This is a genomic window from Curtobacterium sp. MCPF17_047 (assembly GCF_003234045.1).
Lineage (GTDB): Bacteria > Actinomycetota > Actinomycetes > Actinomycetales > Microbacteriaceae > Curtobacterium.
In genome coordinates this window covers 1-3,683 of sequence record NZ_QKSF01000032.1, presented here as the reverse complement: position 1 = coordinate 3,683, position 3,683 = coordinate 1, and the positions used below count along the sequence as shown (strand labels likewise).

The following is a 3,683-nucleotide window of genomic DNA, read 5'->3' as shown; positions in this document are numbered from 1 at the left end:
GGGCGGGCCGGACGCCTCACCTGCTCGACGCGCCCGGCTCCACCCCCGCCAGCGCCGCCGCCACGGCGCCCACGTCGGCCTCGTCGTTCCAGAGGTGGAACGCGATCCGCAGCCGTCCGGCCCGCCCCGATGCGGTGAGTCCTGCGGCGGTGAGCGCACGCAGCCCGGTGCCGTCGGCGTCCGGGAAGGTGATGATCGCCTGCCCGCCCGAACGCTGCCCCTGCCGAGGCGCCCCCAGCGCGTCGCAGAGCCGGTCTGCGAGACCGGTGGCGTGCCTCCAGGTCGAGTGCGCGTCGAGCGCGGCGGCGTGCCGGAGGGCGGCGACCGCGCCGGGCCACGCCTGCCAGGCCGGCGAGACGTCGAAGCGGCGGGCGTCGTCGGCCAGCCGCATGGCGGGCCCGTAGCAGGAGGACCAGACGTCCTGCCCCGCGTACCACCCGGCCTGCACGGGCCGCAGTCGGCCGAGCGCGGTGTCGGAGAGCGTCATGAAGGCGACCCCGCGGGGTGCGCAGAGCCACTTGTAGGCGTGGGTGATGGTGACGTCGAAGGGGGCGGCGGACACGGGGAGGACGCCGGCGGCCTGCGTGAGGTCGCAGAGCGTGAGTGCGCCGACGCGTCGGGCCGCGGCGACGACCGGGTCGGGGTCGGTGACGACACCGGTGGCGGACTGCACGGCGGACCAGGCGACGAGCGCGGTGTCCGGGCCGATCGACGCGGCGAGTTCGACCAGGGGGACGCTCCGGACCCGGACGCCGCGGTGTGCCTGCGCCAGGAAGGGGAAGACGACGGAGCTGAAGTCGCCGTCGGGGACGACCACCTCGGCGCCGTCGGGCAGGGCGTCGGCGACGACGGCGGCCATCACCGAGGTCTGCGATCCGGTGGCGACCCGCGCTGCCGGGACGTCGACCAGGTCCGCGAAGAGCGCGCGCCCCTCCTCGACGAGGGCGCCGTAGTGGGCCGGCGAGGTCTCGGCGCGTGACCAGGCGTCGAGGTCTGCGCGCTGCGCGGCGAGGGTGCCGCGCGACGGGAGGCCGGCGGTGCACGCAGCCGGGTACCCGCGGCCGGCGGGGAACGAGTCCGTGGGGAACGAGTCCATGTCCGACAGGGTCCCTCCACCGGAGCCATCACGCCAGAGCAGGTTCGTTGTGCCACCGGTAACATCGCGTGATGGACGACATCGACCCGCAGCTGCTCCGCGTCCTCCGAGCCGTCGCCGACAGCGGGTCGATCACCCGCGCTGCCGTCGCGCTCGGGTCGAGTCAACCGGCCGTCAGCCAGCTGCTCACCCGGGCGGAACTGCGTCTCGGGCACGCGCTCGTCCTGCGCGGTGGACGCGGCGCGACCCTCACGCACGCCGGGCAGGTGCTCGCCGACCACGCCCTGCACGTGCAGGCCGCACTGACCGCCGCCCGCGAGGACCTCGACGCCGTCGGCGGGCTCACCCGTGGGCGCGTGCGGTTGGCCGGGTTCCCGAGTGCCTCGTCCGCCCTGGTGCCCGCGGTGCTCGCCCGGATGGCGGTGACGGCTCCGGGCGTGACGACCTCGTACGTCGAGGTCGAACCGCCCGAGGCACTCGATCTGCTGCGCGGCGGCGAGGTCGACGTCGCACTCACCTTCACCTACGACGGCGACGAGGTCGGGGCCGTCCCCGACCCGGGGCTCGTCACCCGTCCGCTCGGGCGTGACCCGCTCGCCCTGGTGACGCCGGTCGTTGCGGACGGTGCCGGCCTGCCGGGAGGCCCTGATCCTGTCCGCCCCGCCGGCTCCACCGCCGTCGACCTCGCGTCCCACCGCGACGCCCGCTGGATCGGCGGGTGTCCGCGGTGCCGCGGCCACCTGCTCGCCTCGTGCGCGACGGCGGGGTTCACGCCGGAGATCGTCCTGGAGACGGACAACGCGGCCGCGGTCGTCGGACTCGTCGCCGCCGGGCTCGGGGTGGCGCTGCTCCCCCGGCTGGCGCTCGCGACGACGGTCATCCCCGCCGATGTCGCGATCGACCCCGTGGACGACGACCTCGCCCGACGTGTCGAGGTGGTCGTGGCCCGCGGGGCGGAGCGCGTGCCGAGCGTCCGGGCGGCGCTGGAAGCGGTGCGGTCGGCGGCGCACCTCCTCGCCTGACGCGCGACCGACCCCCGTGCCTACGCGGTCGGCGTGTCGACCGCGCCGCCGTAGCGACGATCGCGGCTGGCGTACTCCTCGATCGCACCCCAGAGGTCGGTGCGCCGGAAGTCGGGCCAGAGCCGGTCGAGGAACACCATCTCGGCGTACGCCGACTGCCAGAGCAGGAAGTTGCTGGTCCGCTGCTCGCCCGAGCTGCGGAGGAACAGGTCGACGTCCGGCAACTCGGGAACGTACAACCGCTTCGCCAGGGTCTTCTCGGTGACCTGGCTCGGCTTCAGGCGTCCGGCCGCCACGTCGTCCGCGATCCCGCGCACGGCGTCGGCGATCTCGTTCCGGCCGCCGTAGTTGACGCACATCGTCAGGGTCAGGACGTCGTTCGAGGCCGTCATCTCCTCGGCGGTCTGCAACTCGTCGATGACACTGCGCCAGAGCTTCGGGGTCCGGCCGGCCCAGCGGACCCGGACACCCCACTCGTGCAGCTGGTCCCGACGGCGGCGGATGACGTCGCGGTTGAAGCCCATCAGGAACCGGACCTCTTCGGGCGAGCGCTTCCAGTTCTCGGTCGAGAACGCGTACGCGGAGACGTGCGTGACGCCGATCTGGATCGCGCCGGCGACGACGTCGAGCAGTGAGGCCTCACCGGCCTTGTGCCCTTCGACCCGGGTGAGTCCGCGCTGGTTCGCCCAGCGGCCGTTGCCGTCCATCACGATCGCCACGTGGCCCGGCACGAAGCGCTTCGGGATCGCCGGGGGCTGCTCGCCCGTCCAGTCGACGGGCAGGAACGGACCCGGTTCGGCGGCGGGACGGCGAGGGCTCATGCGCGGGTTCCTCCGGGGACGGGGTCGTGGTCGTCCGGCGTCGGCACGGCGGGCGCCGGCACCGCTGCGACCGCCGCCGGCACACCACCGGGGTGCGGCGCGAGCGGCGACGGGTGCTCGGTGCGGTCGACGTGCGGCAACGAACGGAGCGATCGTTCCAGGTGCCACTGCGCGTACGCCGCGACCACGCCGGAGGCCCGCGATCTCGTCCGCTCGTCCGTCACGTCGACACTGCCCCAGTCCCCCGCCAGCAGCTGCCCGAGGACGGCGAGCGTCGCCGGGTCCAGGCGCGGCGTGCCGGGAGGCGCGGCCGAGTCCGCCACGACCCCGCCGAGCTGCACGACGAACGCCGAGTGCGGTCCGGGCTCCCCGGTGACGGCGCAGTCGCTGAAGGACGGCGCCCACCCGGCGATGCTCATCGCGCGGAGCAGGTACGAGTCGAGGGTGGCACTCGGCTGGTGCTCACCGCGCGACAGCGACCGCAGTGCACCGACGAGCAGCAGGTACTGCTGCAGGCCGGCGTCCGCCTCGCTCAGTCGGTCGGCGGTCTCGACCATCGCGCTCGCGGCGGTGTACGCCCCGTAGTCGGCGACGATGCGGGCGCCGTACGCGCCGAGGGACTCCGCCTGCGTGACGATGTCGAGCGAGCGGCCCTCGTAGAACTGGGCGTCGACGACCATGAACGGTTCGAGGCGCGAGCCGAACTTCGACGCGGTGCGCCGGACGCCCTTCGCGACGGCGCGG

General features: G+C 74.6%; 4 protein-coding genes. 1 reads left to right on the top strand and 3 read right to left on the bottom strand.

Annotated elements, in window-relative coordinates; genetic code table 11:
- Positions 1–16 precede the first annotated feature (16 nt).
- Positions 17–1,096 carry an aminotransferase class V-fold PLP-dependent enzyme gene (locus DEJ33_RS16780; RefSeq protein WP_111195577.1) on the bottom strand — a complete coding sequence of 360 codons (1,080 nt, stop codon included), beginning with the start codon at positions 1,094–1,096 and terminating at the stop codon, positions 17–19.
- Between the two features lie 71 nt (positions 1,097–1,167).
- On the opposite strand from DEJ33_RS16780, the gene DEJ33_RS16775 reads away from it, so the two are divergent.
- On the top strand, positions 1,168–2,118 hold the full coding sequence (locus DEJ33_RS16775) for a LysR family transcriptional regulator (RefSeq protein ID WP_111195576.1): 951 nt from the start codon (positions 1,168–1,170) through the stop codon (positions 2,116–2,118).
- A gap of 20 nt (positions 2,119–2,138) precedes the next feature.
- Here the strand turns inward: DEJ33_RS16775 and DEJ33_RS16770 are convergent, their stop codons facing one another.
- Together DEJ33_RS16770 and recO are read right to left on the bottom strand one after the other, a co-directional pair.
- Positions 2,139–2,939: an isoprenyl transferase gene (locus tag DEJ33_RS16770; protein ID WP_111077584.1), complete on the bottom strand. Its 801-nt coding sequence runs from the start codon at positions 2,937–2,939 to the stop codon at positions 2,139–2,141.
- Positions 2,936–3,683, bottom strand: a 748-nt coding sequence (gene recO, locus DEJ33_RS16765) for a DNA repair protein RecO (protein ID WP_111195575.1), incomplete at its 5' end; no start/stop codon positions are given. The genes recO and DEJ33_RS16770, both read right to left, overlap by 4 nt.